The organism is Streptomyces sp. T12, from assembly GCF_028736035.1.
GTDB lineage: Bacteria > Actinomycetota > Actinomycetes > Streptomycetales > Streptomycetaceae > Streptomyces.
Genome location: NZ_CP117866.1, coordinates 3,085,841 through 3,101,344, shown reverse-complemented (window position 1 = coordinate 3,101,344; position 15,504 = coordinate 3,085,841). Strand labels below are relative to the sequence as shown.

At 68.3% G+C, this 15,504-nt stretch carries 14 protein-coding genes; 9 read left to right on the top strand and 5 right to left on the bottom strand.

The window, feature by feature from the left end; all coding sequences use genetic code 11:
- Positions 1–6: 6 nt before the first annotated feature.
- From PBV52_RS13815 to PBV52_RS13795, 5 genes are all read left to right on the top strand, one after another.
- Positions 7–945 carry a carbohydrate ABC transporter permease gene (locus PBV52_RS13815; protein WP_274249377.1) on the top strand — a complete coding sequence of 313 codons (939 nt, stop codon included), beginning with the start codon at positions 7–9 and terminating at the stop codon, positions 943–945.
- The gene (locus tag PBV52_RS13810; RefSeq protein ID WP_274238651.1) at positions 942–1,841 is read left to right on the top strand and encodes a carbohydrate ABC transporter permease; all 900 of its coding nucleotides are present in this window, start codon (positions 942–944) and stop codon (positions 1,839–1,841) included. The genes PBV52_RS13815 and PBV52_RS13810 overlap by 4 nt, the downstream gene beginning before the upstream one ends.
- The gene (locus PBV52_RS13805) at positions 1,838–2,806 is read left to right on the top strand and encodes an arabinan endo-1,5-alpha-L-arabinosidase (protein WP_274238650.1); all 969 of its coding nucleotides are present in this window, start codon (positions 1,838–1,840) and stop codon (positions 2,804–2,806) included. Before PBV52_RS13810 ends, PBV52_RS13805 begins: the two co-directional genes overlap by 4 nt.
- A 21-nt stretch (positions 2,807–2,827) precedes the next feature.
- The gene (locus tag PBV52_RS13800; protein ID WP_274238649.1) at positions 2,828–4,348 is read left to right on the top strand and encodes an alpha-N-arabinofuranosidase; all 1,521 of its coding nucleotides are present in this window, start codon (positions 2,828–2,830) and stop codon (positions 4,346–4,348) included.
- A 129-nt stretch (positions 4,349–4,477) separates the two neighbouring features.
- A complete protein-coding gene (locus tag PBV52_RS13795; RefSeq protein WP_274238648.1) occupies positions 4,478–5,392 on the top strand; it encodes a sulfite exporter TauE/SafE family protein in 915 nt (304 codons plus the stop codon).
- Between the two features lie 11 nt (positions 5,393–5,403).
- Here the strand turns inward: PBV52_RS13795 and PBV52_RS13790 are convergent, their stop codons facing one another.
- Positions 5,404–6,243, bottom strand: coding sequence for an intradiol ring-cleavage dioxygenase (locus tag PBV52_RS13790; protein ID WP_274238647.1), 840 nt, complete (start codon positions 6,241–6,243; stop codon positions 5,404–5,406).
- A gap of 236 nt (positions 6,244–6,479) precedes the next feature.
- On the opposite strand from PBV52_RS13790, the gene PBV52_RS13785 reads away from it, so the two are divergent.
- On the top strand, positions 6,480–7,139 hold the full coding sequence (locus PBV52_RS13785; RefSeq protein WP_274238646.1) for a DUF4360 domain-containing protein: 660 nt from the start codon (positions 6,480–6,482) through the stop codon (positions 7,137–7,139).
- 63 nt (positions 7,140–7,202) lie between these two features.
- On the opposite strand, the gene PBV52_RS13780 is transcribed toward PBV52_RS13785, so the two are convergent.
- Positions 7,203–7,970: an intradiol ring-cleavage dioxygenase gene (locus PBV52_RS13780; protein WP_274238645.1), complete on the bottom strand. Its 768-nt coding sequence runs from the start codon at positions 7,968–7,970 to the stop codon at positions 7,203–7,205.
- A 265-nt stretch (positions 7,971–8,235) separates the two neighbouring features.
- Between PBV52_RS13780 and PBV52_RS13775 the strand changes: the two genes are divergently transcribed.
- Positions 8,236–8,574 (top strand): trypco2 family protein, encoded by a 339-nt coding sequence (locus PBV52_RS13775; RefSeq protein WP_274238644.1) that lies wholly within the window; start codon positions 8,236–8,238, stop codon positions 8,572–8,574.
- Positions 8,571–11,771 carry an NACHT domain-containing protein gene (locus tag PBV52_RS13770; RefSeq protein ID WP_274238643.1) on the top strand — a complete coding sequence of 1,067 codons (3,201 nt, stop codon included), beginning with the start codon at positions 8,571–8,573 and terminating at the stop codon, positions 11,769–11,771. Before PBV52_RS13775 ends, PBV52_RS13770 begins: the two co-directional genes overlap by 4 nt.
- Here the strand turns inward: PBV52_RS13770 and PBV52_RS13765 are convergent.
- Both PBV52_RS13765 and PBV52_RS13760 read right to left on the bottom strand, forming a co-directional pair.
- Complete coding sequence (locus PBV52_RS13765) at positions 11,740–12,003, bottom strand: DUF397 domain-containing protein (protein WP_274238642.1); 264 nt, start codon at positions 12,001–12,003, stop codon at positions 11,740–11,742. The genes PBV52_RS13770 and PBV52_RS13765 overlap by 32 nt on opposite strands.
- Positions 12,000–12,836: a helix-turn-helix transcriptional regulator gene (locus PBV52_RS13760; protein ID WP_274238641.1), complete on the bottom strand. Its 837-nt coding sequence runs from the start codon at positions 12,834–12,836 to the stop codon at positions 12,000–12,002. Before PBV52_RS13760 ends, PBV52_RS13765 begins: the two co-directional genes overlap by 4 nt.
- A gap of 129 nt (positions 12,837–12,965) precedes the next feature.
- Here PBV52_RS13760 and PBV52_RS13755 point away from each other — a divergent pair, with 129 nt between their 5' ends.
- Positions 12,966–13,445, top strand: coding sequence for an ATP-binding protein (locus PBV52_RS13755; RefSeq protein ID WP_274238640.1), 480 nt, complete (start codon positions 12,966–12,968; stop codon positions 13,443–13,445).
- A 4-nt stretch (positions 13,446–13,449) separates the two neighbouring features.
- Here PBV52_RS13755 and PBV52_RS13750 read toward each other — a convergent pair whose 3' ends face one another.
- Complete coding sequence (locus tag PBV52_RS13750; protein WP_274238639.1) at positions 13,450–15,483, bottom strand: dynamin family protein; 2,034 nt, start codon at positions 15,481–15,483, stop codon at positions 13,450–13,452.
- Between the last annotated feature and the right edge of the window lie 21 nt (positions 15,484–15,504).

Here is a 15,504-nt window from a genome sequence, read left to right as displayed (position 1 = left end):
GCTCACATGACGACCAGCGCCCAGACCGTCGTCGCGCCGTCGCGCGCCAGGACGGCGACCGCCACCGCGACCCTCCGCCGCAAGCAGGGCTTCCAGCACGGCGGCTGGTTCGTCGCCCCGTTCCTGGCGCTCTTCGTGCTGTTCGTGATCTGGCCGCTGCTGCGCGGCGTCTGGCTCAGCTTCACGGACGCCAACATCTCCGGCGAGGGCGCGAGCTTCGTCGGCCTCGACAACTACCGCGAGGCCCTGAACGACTCGGCGATGTGGGACGCGCTCGGCCACAGCGCCTACTTCACGCTGCTGGTCGTCCCGTGCATCACGGTCCTCGCCTTCCTGCTCGCGATGCTCGCCCACAACATCGAGCGCGGCAAATGGCTGTGGCGGCTGTGCTTCTTCGTGCCGTTCCTGCTGCCCTCGACGGTCGCAGCCAACATGTTCCAGTGGCTGTTCACCCAGGGCATCGGCCTGATCAACGAGACCTTCGGGCTCGACACGCCCTGGCTGACCGACAAGTCGTACGCGATGCTCGCCATCGTCATCGAGACCCTGTGGTGGACGGTCGGCTTCAGCTTCCTGCTCTACCTCGCCGCCCTCCAGGGCATCCCCGACCACCTCTACGAGGCCGCGAAACTGGACGGCGCGAACGCCTGGCACCGCATGGTCCACATCACGCTGCCGATGCTGCGCAACATCACCGGCCTGGTGATCGCGCTCCAGATCCTCGCCTCGCTCCAGCTCTTCGACCAGGCCGTCGTGATGATGGACTTCTCGCCGGGACCGGAGCTCAGCACCCGCTCCTTCGTCCAGTACACCCTCGAACAGGGCTTCACCAGCTACCGCGTGGGCTATGCCTCCGCGATGTCCATCATCTTCTTCGTGATCATCGCAGTCGTCGCCCTGGCGCGGATGTGGCTGCTGCGCAACCGTGAGGAGGGCGGCCGATGACCACCGCCGAGACGCCTGTGCGGACCGCACGCACCGCACGCACCGCACGCACCGCACGCAGCAAGTCCCGCAAGCCCTGGACGCCCAGCCAGATCGTCCTCACACTGATCGGCGTCGCCGTCTCCGCCGTCTTCGTGGCGCCGATCGCCGCGGCCCTGCTCACCTCGCTCAAGTCCGAGGCGGAGGCGGCCGAGATCCCGCCGCACTGGGTGCCGAAGGTCTGGACGGTCCAGGCGTGGAAGTCGCTGTGGGAGACCGGCAACGTCACCAACTGGTTCGTCAACTCCCTGGTGGTGTCGGTCTGCGTCACCGCCGTCGTGCTGGCGGTCAGCGCCCTCGCCGGATACGGCTTCGCCCGCACGGAGTTCCGCGGCAAGAGCGTGCTCATGGGCATCGTCATGTCGGGCCTGATGATCTCCCCGGCGGTCCTCGGCGTGCCGCTGTTCACCACCGTCCAGCAGATGGGGATGGTGGACACCTACTGGGGCATGATCCTGCCGCAGTGCGCGCCCGCCGCGATGGTCTACATCCTCTACAAGTTCTTCCAGGGCATCCCGCGCGAACTGGAGGAGGCCGCGTTCATCGACGGCGCGGGCCGCTGGCGGGTCTTCTTCACGATCGTCGTCCCGCTGGCCCGCCCCTCCCTGGCGGCGGTCGGCATCTTCACCTTCATCGCGTCGTGGAACAACTTCCTCTGGCCGTACATGGTGACCAACAACCCCGACCTGATGACCATGCCGAACGGCATCGCGACCGTCATGAACTCCTACGGCATCCAGTGGGCCCAGCTCATGGCCGGCGGCCTGATGGCGGGCCTGCCGCTGATCGTCGTCTTCGTCTTCTTCCAGAGGCAGATCGTGGCGGGCGTCGCCCACACGGGATTGGCGGGACAGTGAGAGCACACAGAGCGCTGACCGCCGTACTGGCGGCGGTCCTCCTGGTCTTCCTCCCCAACTCGGCGCAGGCGACGGAGAGTTACCCCGATCCGCAGCCCATCGGCGGGCAGGAGATCATCCACGACCCGACCGTCATCAAGCTGAAGTCCGGCCAGTACGTGGCGTACTCGACCGGTGGCGTCATCGGCGCCCGCCTCTCGAAGGACCGCGTGCACTGGACCGACGAGGGCAACGCCTTCGCCGAGCCGCCGAGCTGGTGGTACGAGTACAACGACACCGGCGACCCCTGGGCGCCGGACATCTCCTACCGTTCCGGCAAGTACTGGCTCTACTACGCCGTCTCGTCCTGGGGCACCAACCACTCGGCGATCGGCGTCGCGACGTCCCGCTCCGGCCTCCCCGGCACCTGGACGGACCACGGCAAGGTGTTCTCGTCCGAGACGACCGACACCTGGAACGCCATCGACCCCGCGATCATCCGGGCGGACGGCAGGCTGTGGATGTCGTTCGGCTCGTACTGGACGGGCATCCGCATGGTCGAACTGAACCCGACGACGGGCAAGGCCCTCCCCGGCACCGACGTCCACCACCTGGCCACCCGCCCGGACGCCCCGTACGCGGTCGAGGGCCCGTACATCGTGCAGCACGGTCGCTACTTCTACCTGTTCGCGAGCTACGACGCCTGTTGTGCGGGAGTGAACTCCACCTACAAGATCAAGGTCGGCAGGTCCGCAACCGTCACCGGCCCGTACGTCGACAGCACGGGCAAGCCCATGCTGGAGGGCGGCGGCGACCTGCTCCTCGCCGGCCACGGCAGGTACGTCGGCACCGGCGGTGAGTCGGTCTTCCGAGACCGAGGCCAGGACTGGCTGGCGTACCACTACTACGACGCGGACGACAACGGCACCCCGAAGCTGGGCCTGAACAGGCTCGGTTGGGTCCGTGGCTGGCCGGTCCTCAAGTAACTCCGTTCCCGAAAGGCCCCCATGAGCAAGACCACCGCCCGCTTCACCCTCGACCCCGCCTTCACCGTCGGCGAGGTCAACCCCCGTTTGTTCGGATCCTTCGTCGAACACCTCGGCCGCTGCGTCTACACCGGCATCTTCGAACCGGACCACCCCACGGCCGACGACAAGGGCCTGCGCCAGGACGTCCTGGACCTGGTCCGCGAACTCGGCGTCACCGCCATCCGCTACCCCGGCGGCAACTTCGTCTCCGGCTACAAGTGGGAGGACTCGGTCGGCCCCGCCGAGGACCGCCCGCGCCGCCTCGACCTGGCCTGGCACTCCACCGAGACCAACCGCTTCGGCCTCTCCGAGTACATCGACTTCCTCCGTAAGGTCGGCCCCCAGGCCGAGCCCATGATGGCCGTCAACCTCGGCACGCGAGGCGTCGCCGAAGCCCTGGAGCTCCAGGAGTACGCCAACCACGCCGAGGGCACCGCCCTGTCCGACCTGCGCGCCTCCCACGGCGACAAGGACCCGTTCGGCATCAAGCTGTGGTGCCTGGGCAACGAGATGGACGGCCCCTGGCAGACCGGCCACAAGACCGCGGAGGAGTACGGCCGGGTCGCGGCGGAGACGGCCCGGGCCATGCGCCAGATGGACCCCCACGTCGAACTCGTCGCCTGCGGTTCCTCCAGCCAGTCCATGCCGACCTTCGCCGAGTGGGAGGCGACGGTCCTGAAGGAGACGTACGACCTCGTCGACTACATCTCGCTGCACGCCTACTACTGGCCCGAGAACGGCGACATCGACTCCTTCCTCGCCTCCGCCGTCGACATGGAGTCCTTCATCGACAACGTCGTCGCGACGGCCGACCACGTGGGCGCCAGGCTGAAGTCGAAGAAGCGGATCAACCTCTCCTTCGACGAGTGGAACGTCTGGTACCTGCCCGAGTGGGAGGCGCGCGCGAAGGAGTTCGAGCAGGACGACTGGCCGGAGGCCCCCCGCCTCCTGGAGGACAACTACAGCGTCACCGACGCCGTCGTCTTCGGCTCGCTCCTCATCGCGCTGCTGCGGCACGCCGACCGCGTCACCGTCGCCTGCCTCGCTCAGCTGGTCAATGTCATCGCCCCGATCATGACCGAGCCGGGCGGCCCGGCCTGGCGGCAGACGACGTTCTTCCCCTTCGCGCAGGCCGCCGAGTACGGCCGCGGCCAGGTCCTGGACGTCCGCGTGGACTCCCCGACGTACGAGACGAAGAAGTACGGCGAGACCGACCTGCTGCACGCCACCGCCGTGCGCGCCGAGGACGGCACGGTCACCGTCTTCGCGGTCAACCGCAGCCGCACCGAGGCGCTGCCCCTGGAGGTCGCCCTGAACGGCCTCGACCTGACGCGGGTGGCCGAGCACAGCGCCCTCGCGGACGCCGACCCGGACGCCCGCAACACCCTCGACGACCCCGAGCGGGTCGCCCCGCACCCGGTCGAGGGCACCGCGCTGAAGGACGACCGCCTCACCGCCGCACTGGAACCGCTGTCCTGGAACGTGATCCGGCTGAGCTGATGTCCGCATCTCGGACACGTGTCCACACCGTGGACACTCTCAGCTCGCCCTCAGCTTGATGCCCTAATGTCCGGTCCCGTCCATCCCTATCAACCCGGTAGGAAACCTCGGAAAGACGGGACCGGTCGCATGCGCACGCTGATACTGCTCGCCCTCGCGGGCCTCGGAGCCCAGCTCGTGGACGGCAGCCTCGGCATGGCCTACGGCGTGACGTCGACCACCCTGCTGCTGGCCATGGGCACCAACCCGGCCGCCGCCTCGGCCACGGTGCACCTCGCCGAGATCGGTACGACGCTGATGTCGGGCGCCTCGCACTGGCGCTTCGGGAACGTCGACTGGAAGGTCGTAGGCAAGATCGGCGTGCCCGGCGCGGTCGGTTCGTTCCTCGGCGCGACCGTCCTGTCGAAGCTGTCGACCGAGATCGCCGCACCGCTGATGTCCCTGATCCTGCTGGGCCTCGGCGTGTACGTCATGTCCCGCTTCACCTTCCGCGGGCTGCCCAAGGACCGGGTGGGCCTGCCGCTGCGGCGCCGCTTCCTCACCCCGCTCGGTCTGGTCGCCGGGTTCCTGGACGCGACCGGCGGGGGCGGCTGGGGGCCGGTCGGTACGCCCGCCCTCCTCGCCTCCGGGCGGATGGAGCCGCGCAAGGTCATCGGTTCGATCGACACCAGCGAGTTCCTGGTCGCGGTCGCCGCGAGCCTCGGCTTCCTGCTGTCGCTGGGCTCGCAGGGCATCGACTTCGTGTGGGTCGCCGCCTTCCTCCTCGGCGGACTGGTCGCCGCGCCGATCGCCGCGTGGCTGGTGCGCATCCTGCCGCCGCGGGTGCTGGGCTCGGCGGTGGGCGGCGTCATCCTCGTCACCAACGTCCGCACACTGCTGAACAGCGACTGGCTCGCGGTGTCCGGGGCGACGGCCGCGGCGGTGTACGTCGCCCTGTATGCGGTGTGGGCCGCCGCCCTGGCGTACTCGATCCGCGCCCACCTGAACGAGGGGAAGGCGGCCGGGATCGAGTCCGCCGAGGAGCGGCAGCCCGTCAGCACCTGACCGATGGGATATCAGGCGGTGCTGACGCCTACTGTCAAGGTCGCCTTGTAGCCGTCCGCCACGCTGTCACCGAGCGCGGTGAGGGTCAGCAGACCGGAGGACGCGCCGCCGTCGTCGTAGATGCTGTCGTCCGCCAGCTGGGTCTCGCGGGTGGTGTTCTCCGAGTACGGCGAGGTCGCCTGGATCTCCGTGTTGATGTCCGGGTCGAAGAAGAGCTGCCCGGTGTGAACGATCTCGCCGCCTGTGTATGAGTCGTCGGTGAGCGTCACGTCCGTGTGCACCCGCATATGGACGTGGACCGCGCGCGAGACGTAGTGCCCCGGCCAGATGGACGTGATGGTGCACTGGCCGCTGTCGTCGGTCATCTGACCGCCGCGCAGGAAGGTGCCGTTGTCCTTCTCCTGGTGGCCGTTGCCGCCGACGAAGCCGGAGTACTCGCCGAGGTGGTCGCAGTGCCAGATCTCGACGAGGGCGTTGGCGAGCGGCGCGCAGTCGTCGGCGGTGTCGACGACGGTGAAGGTGTACCGGACCTCGAAGCCCTCCTTGTCCTCCCGGATGTCCTCGCGCACGAGGGCGCCTTCGAGGGAGTACGGACCCTCGGTGACCTCGGCGTTGAGGACGCAGATGCCGGCGGCGGCGGAAGTGGAGGCCTCCGTCGAGGCGGTGGTCGACGTCTCGCTCTCCTGCGTCGTGGTGTCGGCCGAGGCGATCCCGGCGATGGCCAGACCGCCGGCCACGGCTGCACCGCCACCGCCGATCAGGACGCGGCGACGCCGGACGCCCGGGTCTCGCCGGTGTGTGCCGGGCTGTTGCTCACTGTGCTGTGAGTTGTGCGCTGTGTTTCCCGTCATGTGAAGGAAATTAGGGGTCTCTCTGAGGAGAGGCTTAATGTGCGGCTGTGAATCACCTGGGGATGCATCGCTCAACTCGGCGGTAAATGGCTGGAGTTCGCCCTGGCTGCCCCTCATGCGGCTCCCTACGATTCCAACGCCTCCGGCCTTCACATAAACCTCACGGTTTCTTCAAAGCTTCAACAGGGCTCCACGGGTCGGGGGCGCAGCCACCCCCCAACCCCAAGGAGAGCTCCATGGCACGTGGACTCCTGCGATACCTGCTGAGCGGAGGTGCGCTGGCCGCCCTGCTCACCATGGCGTTGCCCGCGCAGGCGACCCCCGCGTTCGAAGACCCGCCGCCGGACAAGATCGTCATCAAGGTCGCCACGGTGAACGGCTCCGGCTGCCCGCAGGGCACCACCGCCGTAGCCGTCTCGGAGGACAACACCGCGTTCACCGTGACGTACAGCGACTACCTCGCCCAGGTCGGCGGCAACTCCGACCCCACGGCGTTCCGCAAGAACTGTCAGCTCAACCTGGTCGTGCACGTCCCGCAGGGCTTCACCTACGCCATCGCCAGCGCCGACTACCGCGGCTTCGCCGCCCTCCAGCCCGGCGCGAGCGCCATCCAGAGAGCCTCGTACTACTTCCAGGGCTCCCCGAACACGCAGTTCCGCAACCACTCCTACAGCGGCCCCCTCAACGACAACTGGCAGGCCACCGACAGCACCGACTGGGCCCAACTGGTCTGGGCGCCCTGTGGAGTTCAGCGCAACTTCAACATCAACACCGAGCTGAGGGTCAGCGCCGGCACGTCCTCGCCGGACAAGGTCAGCTTCATGACGATGGACTCGACGGACGGGGACATCAGCACGGTGTACCACCTGGCGTGGAAGGAGTGCCCCGGCAAGTAGCCCGTACGTCAGGCCGCGCCCGCTCGTGCATGCCGGGCGCGGCCTGTCGCTCGTGGGGCCAGGTCAGTTCTCGACCCCCAGGGTCAGCGTCCCCGCGTACCCGGCCGACGGCGAACTGCCGAGCGCCGTGAGGGTCAGCAGGCCCGATGTGGAGCCTCCGCCGTCGTAGATGGAGTCCTGGGCGAGGGTGGTGCGGGTGACGGTGTTGGCGGAGTACGGCGACAGCGCGCCGACTCTCGCGGTGATCGTCTCGTTGAAGAACAGCTGCCCGGTGTGGAGTTCCTGGCCGCCGGTGAAGGAGCCGTCGGAGGTCAGGGTGACGTTCGTGTGCACCTTGACGTGGATGTGCACACAGCGGCCGCGGTACCAACCGGGGTAGACCGTGGTGATGTTGGCGACGCCGCTGGAGTTGGTGAGGACGCCGCCGCGCAGGAAGGTGCCGCTGTCGGGTTCGTTGTGGCCGTTGTTGCCGACGAAACCGGAGTACTCGCCGAGGACGTCCGCGTGCCAGATCTCCACGAGGGCGTTGGGGATCACCGCGCAGGTGTCGTCGTCGACGACGGTGAGGGCCAGCTTGAGCGGGAAGCCGGTCTTGCCCTCGGTGATGTCGGAGCGGACGTACTGTCCGTCGAGGTAGTAGGGACCTTCGGTCATCTCCTTCGTGAGCGTGCAGACGGCCGCGGCGGCGACGGGGGCCGTGTCGGCCGCCTCGGCTGTGGGGGCTTCGGGCGCGGCGGCGGTGACGGCCAGGGAGGCGGCGGTGGCGCCGGTGGCGATCAGTACGGTGCGGCGACCGATCGTGGTGGGGGTTGCCTTCGAAGTGTCTGTCATGAACACGGCACCGTAAGGGCGGATTCTGTTGATGGGCTGTCAGTTAGGCAAAGGGAGCATCGGTCAAGTTCCTTGCCGGACAAGCGGGTTGGATGGAATCCAGATCGAAGACGGGGTTGCTCAGCACGTGCAGGGCGGGGAAGGCCGTGCTGCATGCGGCGACGCCGCTGGGGATGGCGCTGCTGGACGGTCTCGCGGTCTCGCGGCCACGGCGGTTGGCGTGAACCGATGGCGGCGCACGCCAAGGTCTCTCTAGCGTTGGCACATGACCGACCACCGGATCGAACTGGCCGACGCCGTACAGGCGGTACGGGACGAACTGATCACTGCCGCGGCTCGTTCGTCCGGCCACGACGTGGCCTTCGAAGTGGGCGACATCGAGCTGGAGTTCAGCGTCGAGCTGCGCAAGGAGGTCACGGGCGGGGTCAAGGTGAAGGCTTGGGTGGTGGAGGCCGGGGCCGACGGGGGCGGGAGCGCGACCCGGACGCATCGGGTGGCGGTCACGCTCAGAGCGGTGGACAGCCGGACCGGGCAGCCGTGGAAGGTGCGCAACGAGAGCCGGGGTAGCGTCCGCCGGTTCGGCGGAGGTGATGACGCGCGGTGATCGGGGGGAGCGCCCTGGATCGGGTGGTCGTGGTGTGGGGGCGTGGGCAGGGGAGCGGGGTGCTGCTCGACCGGCGGGAGGTGCTCACGTCGTGGCATGTGGTGGCGGGCAGTTCGTCCGTCGAAGTGATCCACCCCGCCTCTGGCAAGCCGGTGCAGTGCTTCGTCGACTGGGCGGACGAGGCGCTGGACGTGACCGTGCTGACCCTGGGGACGGACGTGCTCGGCGCCGAGCACGCCGCACCCCTGGGCCGCCTCAGGTGCGGCGACGTCCGCACCCGTGACCCGCTGCCGCACTGCCAGATCGTCGGCTTCCCCCGGGTTCAGCGATACGGGGAGCAGCGCGAGGATCTTGAGTACGACCAGTACCGCGCGACCGTGTTGCCGATGGCCGGACGGATGAGGGACCTCCTGGTCTGTGAACTCGACCGGTCGGCGGCCGACGAACGAGGGCGCGCCACCTCTCCCCTGAGCGGTCTCTCGGGCGCACCGGTCCTGGCCGGCCGCGTGCTGCTCGGGGTGGTGACCCAGGTGCCGCGTGACCGGCACCACCTCAGGATCGAGGCGGTACCGATCACGGCTTTGGCGCGGCGGGACCGGGACCGCTTGGTGCCGCTCCGGGAAAGGATCAGGCTGGAGGGGATCACCGACTTCCACCCTCAGGATGAGCGGTTCGAGGACCAGTACGCGAAGGATCTCAGCTCCCAGTACCGCAAGACGGAGATCTTCGGCATCGAGGAACTCGGCAGGAGCGAGTCCCGCTGGGACCTCGATACCGCCTACCTGAGCCTGCGGGCCGAGGCCGCCCCGTACGTGGAGGAGGCGGGGTCCGGTGTCCAGGACCCGTGGTCCGACACCCCATGGACCGGTGCCCCGGACCGGGACGCCGTCCAGCGCATCGAGAACCTGCTGGCCAACCGCCCCCGTGCCCTGCTCCGGGGCGAAGCCGGGGCGGGCAAGACCACCCTGGTGTGGTGGCTCGCGGCACATGCCGCCGCCGACACCCTGGGTGCGGAGCTGACCGAGCTGAACGGGCTGGTCCCCTTCGTGATCCCGCTGCGTGAGGTGCACGCGCGCGGCAGAGGGTACCCGTCGGTGGCTGAGCTGCTCTGCGCCGGCCGGTCCCTCACGGACGATCCGCCCGACGGCTGGTGCCGCCGCGTCATGGAGGCGGGCCGGGGACTGGTCTTGGTTGACGGCCTGGACGAAGTACCCGCAGCGGAGCGTGAGGAGGCCCGGCGCTGGCTCTCCACTCTCCTCGACCGCTACCCCCGCACCCGGTGCCTGGCGACCGTCCGCCCCAACGCGGTCGACAAGGACTGGCTCAAGGAGGAGCACTTCGTCGAACTCACGCTGTTGCCCATGAGCGACGAGGACATCCGCACCTTCGTGCGCGCCTGGCACCAGGCTGCTCGCCTCGAATGCGACCACTTCTACGACACCCGCCGAAGCGGCGAGGAGAAGAAACTCCTCGCCTCCCTGGAAGAGGATCTGCTGCACCAACTGGAGCAGAACACCGCACTACGGGTCCTCGCCCGCACCCCGCTGCTGTGCGCCGTGATCTGCGCACTGCACCGGCGCCGCCGCGGTCTGCTGCCCACCACCCGCTGGTCGCTCTTCAGAGCCGCCCTCGCCATGCTCCTCGGCGGGCGCGACATGGGACGCGGCGTTCGCCACGCCGATCCCGTCACCCTGGACTCCGACGATCAGCACGCGCTGCTTCAGCGGCTCGCCATCTGGCTGGTACGGACCGGGCAACAGCAGATGACCTACGAGCAGGCCCTCCAGCAACTCGACCTGGCCGTACGGGACATGCCCCAGGTTGCGAAGCAGGGGAATCCGGAGCGCATCCTGCGCTTCCTGTTGGACCGCAGCGGGCTGCTCCAGGAACGCGCGGACGACGCGATCCAGTTCATCCACCGTACGTTCCAGGACTTTCTGGCGGCCAAGGAGTTCCACGACAGTGGTTACGTCCCCGAACTGCTGAAGCACGTGGACAACGAGGCCTGGCGGGACGTGATCGTGCTGACCGTGGGGCACACCACGCGGCCGTTCGCCGAGCATCTCATCAAGGAGATCACCGCCCTCGGGGACACGGCCGGTCATCAGCGGTACCAACGACACGTACTGGCCGCCCGATGCGCCGTCAGCCTGCGGCAGTTGGACCCCGTGCTGATGGAGGCGGTCAGAAGCCGGGTGGCCGCGCTGATGCCGCCGGCTCACGTGGGACAGGCCGAGGACCTCGCGAGCCTGGGCGAATGGGCCGTGGGAGTGCAGCGGGACGCCGAGCAGGCGGTTGGTCCCCTGACCGTGAACACGGTCAGGCTCCTGGGCCTGATTCGCGGCGGCGAGGCGAACCGGAAGCTGAAGGGATACGCCGCGCATCCCGACCGGGGGGTCCGCACTGAGGTGGCGAAGGTCTGGGACCTGCGTCCCTTGGCGGAGTACGCCGACGAGGTGCTGGCCGGGATGCACGTGCCCCATCTCGTCGTCAACCGGCCCGAGAAGCTCGTACGACTGGGCCTGTTGGGGTCGGTCGCCGAGCTCACGCTGACCGGCTCGTACGAGGCGGCGGACGTGGCCGCCCACCTGCCGACGCGGCACCTCGTTTCGCTCGGCCTGTACAACAACGACGTGATTGACGACCTCGCCTTCCTTCGCAGCAGGCCGGACCTGAGCCGACTGGAAGTGCGAGGCTGCCCGGCCCTTCGGGACTTCCCCGAGCTACCGAGCGTCCGCGACCTGTCGGTGGAGTTCGACTATGCCGAAGGACTCGAAAGCCTGGAGGGCTGGGTGAAACTGCGCACCCTGACGGTCACCGGCTACAACCGGGACGCCTCGGGAATCCTTCGCGCCGCTCTGCCCGCACCCCGGCTCACCGATCTCGTCCTGGGCATCGACTCCCTCGCCGACCTGATCTCCCTCACCCCGAACCCACGGATCCAGTACCTCAGATTCACAGGGGTGCGCGACTACGCGCACCTGGGTCTGCTGCGCCAGGTCTTTCCCCGCCTCAGAAGGCTGGAGATCGGACTGGTGGACGGCGGCCCCACCGGGGTGCTCGATCTACGTGAGCTGGCGCAGATGTCCGACCTGGAACTCGACCTCTGGGGTGATGTCCCGGCCACGTCCGACATCGTGGGCGCGGAAGCGTTCGGCGACCGGCTCATGCCCTCACGGAGGCATCCGAGACACTGACCTCGGCGAGGAAGCCGGCCCAGGCGATGGAGGAGAGGGCGAGTTGGGGGCCGTGGGGGTGCTTGGAGTCCCGGACGTGGATGGTGTGGGGGCAGGTGGCGACCTCTACGCAGTCGCCCGAACCGCCGCTGCTGTAGCTGGACTTGTGCCAGGAGAGGGCCACTTCGACGCAGTCATCGCCGGAACCGCCGCTGTAGCTGCTCTTGAACCAGGCCAGTTCGCCGGTGCTCATAGGTCTCCTCGCATCCGCTGCAACAGGCTCGTGGAGTCTTTGAGAGTCAGAGCCTGTGAGCGCATCCTGGCATACCGCATCTGGAGCATGCTCACTACCTTCGAGTCAGCGATGAACTGGCCGCTTTCCTGCCCCTCGCAGTAGGCGAACCACTTGTTCTCCGGCGTCTCTAGCAGGCGCATTGGGCCGTCCAGTCCCGCGTGCGTCTCCTGCTCCGTCGGCATGATCTGGAGCTCCACATTCCGCAGTTGAGCGATCTCCAGCACATGGTCGATGAGGCCCCGCGTGACCTCCACCCCACCCGTGTGCCGCCGGAACAGGTGCTCCTCCAGGATGAAGGCGAATGCCGTGTTCGGCCGCTCCCGCAGCAGCCGTTGCCGTTCCGCTCGCGCGACCCACTGCGCCTCGATCTGCTCGTCGCTCAGCGGCGGCAACTGGTTCGTGAACAGGGTCCGCGCGTACGCCTCGGTCTGCAACAGCCCGGGGATCAACCGGCATTCGTACGTGTACAGAGTGATCGCTGTGCCCTCCAGCTGCGCCCACCGCCGAAACCACGCCGCCAACCCCGGCTGCCGAGCCAGATGCTTGGCCGCGTTCCGCACAGCCCCCGTGTTTCCCAGCACCCCCTCCGACCGCTCCGCGAACGTCGGATCCGGCATCCGACGCCCCAGCTCCACCGAGGCCACGGTGTGTTTGGACAGCCCGACCCGATCCCCGAACTCCTCCCGGCTCAGGCTGGCATGCTCTCGCAACGCCTGAACCACCGCCCCGAACGTCCGCAGACTGTCCGACGACTCCGGCTCCCCACCCGTACCCACCACACCATCGACCACGGTCGGTCACCTCCCGCGCTCATGGTTACGGCTAGTTACGAGTACTGTCCACCCCGTAACCGCGTACGCTCCCGCACCGTACGCACCGCCCACCTGGTGAACTGCCCCCAACCCGGCCAGATTGAGGGCATGCCAGCACCGCTCACCCCCCAACCCCCGGTCACCGTACGTACGTTCACCCAGCGCCTCAGCGCCACCCCCCGAGGCGCCCGCCTCGCCCGGCACCTATCCCTGAACCAGCTCCACGCCTGGGGCATCCCGCACGGCACCAACGCCTCCGATGCCGTCGCCGTGATCGTCGCCGAACTCGCCGCCAACGCAGTGACCCACGGCCGAGTCCCGGGCCGGGACTTCGAGCTGCGTCTGTCGCTCCCGACGGGCAGCATCCGCATCGAGGTCAGCGACACCCGTACCGAACCTCGTCCTCCGAAACCCGGCGACGTACGGCGCCCCCACCCCCTCGACGAGCACGGCCGCGGACTCGTCCTCGCGGACGTGCTCGCCGACCGTTGGGAGGTGTTGGACCGTCAGCCGCCCGGCAAGACCGTCCGTGCGGAGGTCGACGTGCCGTACTGGTCAGCCCTCTTCAGGCCCGCGGCGGGGCGGTGAACCGTCAGTCCGTCCTGTTGCGGTCGAGCAGGTTCTGGATGTCGGTGCCGATGGCCCGGCCCCGTTCCTCGACCGGCGTCAGGCGCGCGACGATCTCGCGGCTCCTGGCGGTGTCGTCCGCGTTGATGCGCTGCACGATCTCCTCCAGCGTCGCGCGCAGCCGGGACCTGTGCCGGTGGTGGTACTCCTCGGCCGCGTCGATCACGCGCCGGCCGTCGTTGCGCACCATCTCCTCGAAACCGGTGCGGGCCTCCTTCGCCTGCTCGTCGATCATCTCCTTGCGTTCCTTACGGGCTTGCTGGATCTTGGACTCCCGCTCTCTGAGGGCGTCCGTGATCCGGGCGATACCGATGGCGGTGAGGATGGCCGCCCCGACCGGGACCGCGATGGTGGCGAGACTGAGACTGGTCGTCAGCCATACCGCTCCGCCGGCGAGGGGGCTGGCGACACCGAGGGTGTTCGCCCACGCCTGGACCATGCCGTACGCCCGCCAGGGGGTGTCCCCGTCCGACTGCAGCGGGATGGCGTCGAGGTCGAGCGGCTCGGGCCCGACCAGCTGGGACTGGGTGTCCTCGCCGAACTCCGACCGCAGGAACAGACGGGCACTATCGTCGAGTGCCGCGCGTTCCTGCTCCCAGAGCGTGCCGGGTCCTTCGGGGGCCGTCATCCACTCGTTGAAGACCTGGACATGGCGGACGTCGACATCATTGACATGCTCGGCGCTGAGGTTGCCGGCGTCGATCAAGTCGTCCAGTCCCCGGTGCAGTTCGTCCGCCAGGTTCCCGAAAGGCCGTTGGGCCTTGCGGATCCTGCGGTCGAGTTCGTCGTTCAGCTCCGCCCGCATCCGTACGAGGGAGTCGTCCATACCCTCCAGCTGTTCACGGAGGCGGTTTCGCTCAGCCTCCATGTTGTCCACAGTCACACGGTGAACGTCGAGCAGGTCGGCGATCGTTCGCCGTCTGCCCCGGACGAGCCAGCCGGCCTCGTCCCCGACCTGTTTCAGATGTTTGTGCCCGGCTCCGGACTCCATCAGGTCCTGGAGCCGGTCGCGCAGTTCGCCCATGCGGCCCCGGCGTCTGAGCGTGCTTCCGTCGCCCCCCTTGGCCTCCTCGAACTCGGCCTGGGCCTCCAAGGCCGCCGAGACGGGCAGGAAACCGTCTCCGATGAAGGCCTCGGACTTGCGATAACGGTTGTGCAGGTACTGGTTGTTGGTGGCCAGTACGTTCTTCCAGGCCGCCTGGTTGTGCTCGATCTGTGCTGCCCGGTCGATCCCGGAGAGGACCCACAGAACCCGCTTCTTGGCGGGCACGGCGTGGGCGTACAGATCCCGGATCAGGCGCAGTTCGTTTGCGGTGAGGGCCTCGGTGGCCTGGCTCACGTAGATGAAGCAGTCGGCCTCCTTCCAGGCCTCGTACATGATCTCGTCGCGTTCCTCGTCCTCGGACTCCGAGCCGGGCAGATCGAAGAGCTCTATCGGCAGACGCGCTTTGGAGATGAGGAGCTGCACTCGCTCGACCTGCTCGTTGACGTGCTCCGCGTGGCGGTCCGCCCTGTTGCCGTCCGCCGCCGCGTAGGCGGCCACTTCGGCGCGGTGCAGATCCTTGCCGATCTTCGTCCAGCCGGCCACCCCCTTGAACTTGACCAGCAGCAGCCCCCGTTCTCCCGCGTCGACCGTGGGATCGTCCCCCGCAGGGATGACCGTCGTGGGGCAGGCGGTGGTCGGGCTCGCCGACGAGGGCAGGATGCCGATGTATTCGTCCGACTGTTCGCCGTCCTCGTCGATGAGCCTTCGGTATTCCAGGCCGCCTTGGAGGCCGCTGATCAGAAAGCTCTTACCGGAGGACTGCCGCCCCAGCAGCGCCACCTTGAGCATGGACGACAGGGCGCGGGTGCTCAGGGCCTCCATCTGTTCGATCTCCGACTCCAGGTCGTCGGCCTCGGGGAGGAGATCCGACGCCTCCTCAACCATCCGCAACCACTGCTGGCAACGGTCCAGCAGATGCTGCAATTCGTCCCGGGCTTCGTTCAGCGGCATCATGCGTCCACATCTACCCCAGGG

Excerpts from the sequence above, each read along its gene's own strand:
- PBV52_RS13775 (WP_274238644.1), top strand. The coding sequence starts at position 8,236 with ATGACCGACCACCGGATCGAACTGGCCGACGCCGTACAGGCGGTACGG.
- PBV52_RS13810 (WP_274238651.1), top strand. The coding sequence starts at position 942 with ATGACCACCGCCGAGACGCCTGTGCGGACCGCACGCACCGCACGCACC.
- PBV52_RS13785 (WP_274238646.1), top strand. The coding sequence starts at position 6,480 with ATGGCACGTGGACTCCTGCGATACCTGCTGAGCGGAGGTGCGCTGGCC.
- PBV52_RS13795 (WP_274238648.1), top strand. The coding sequence starts at position 4,478 with ATGCGCACGCTGATACTGCTCGCCCTCGCGGGCCTCGGAGCCCAGCTC.
- PBV52_RS13750 (WP_274238639.1), bottom strand. The coding sequence starts at position 15,483 with ATGATGCCGCTGAACGAAGCCCGGGACGAATTGCAGCATCTGCTGGAC.
- PBV52_RS13800 (WP_274238649.1), top strand. The coding sequence starts at position 2,828 with ATGAGCAAGACCACCGCCCGCTTCACCCTCGACCCCGCCTTCACCGTC.
- PBV52_RS13755 (WP_274238640.1), top strand. The coding sequence starts at position 12,966 with ATGCCAGCACCGCTCACCCCCCAACCCCCGGTCACCGTACGTACGTTC.
- PBV52_RS13815 (WP_274249377.1), top strand. The coding sequence starts at position 7 with ATGACGACCAGCGCCCAGACCGTCGTCGCGCCGTCGCGCGCCAGGACG.
- PBV52_RS13765 (WP_274238642.1), bottom strand. The coding sequence starts at position 12,003 with ATGAGCACCGGCGAACTGGCCTGGTTCAAGAGCAGCTACAGCGGCGGT.
- PBV52_RS13780 (WP_274238645.1), bottom strand. The coding sequence starts at position 7,970 with ATGACAGACACTTCGAAGGCAACCCCCACCACGATCGGTCGCCGCACC.
- PBV52_RS13790 (WP_274238647.1), bottom strand. The coding sequence starts at position 6,243 with ATGACGGGAAACACAGCGCACAACTCACAGCACAGTGAGCAACAGCCC.